Annotated in this window: 1 protein-coding gene; it reads right to left on the bottom strand. The window is 36.8% G+C overall.

Features of this window, described 5'->3' with window-relative positions; genetic code table 11:
• Positions 1–295: cyclic nucleotide-binding domain-containing protein (locus A3757_RS21290; RefSeq protein ID WP_156506475.1), on the bottom strand; the 295-nt coding region annotated here is incomplete at its 3' end.
• Between the last annotated feature and the right edge of the window lie 172 nt (positions 296–467).

Consider the following 467-nt stretch of genomic DNA (forward strand, 5'->3'; position numbering starts at 1 on the left):
CAACTTCACACTCGGTTTTGGCTTTAACCCAGGCACTTCGAGAGTCCAGATTATCAAACAAGCCCATCTCACCGAAGAAATCACCGGCATTCAAATAAGCCATGATCATCTCACGACCATCATCATCTTCAATGATTACCGTTACCGAGCCTTTAATAATATAAAATAAGGAATCACTTTTATCGCCGGCGTAAATGATTGTACTTTTACTAGGGTATTTTCTACGATGACATTGCGATAGAAAGAAATCGAGGTGCTTTGTTTTACTTTCTATCGGTTTGAGTATTGTGGACATTCTAATTTACCTTTTTATTTGCTTACTTATCGTCAAGCGTTACTTCCTGTAATAGGCCAAAACTGAATCTTTATTCACTTTTTATCAGCAAAAACCGTAGCTTAGCCTACTATAATTCAGCTCAAGCACAAGGTTTTTCAATTCCTTTTTCGTAATAACCTTAAGTAACTCT

This window comes from Oleiphilus sp. HI0117 (assembly GCF_001635235.1).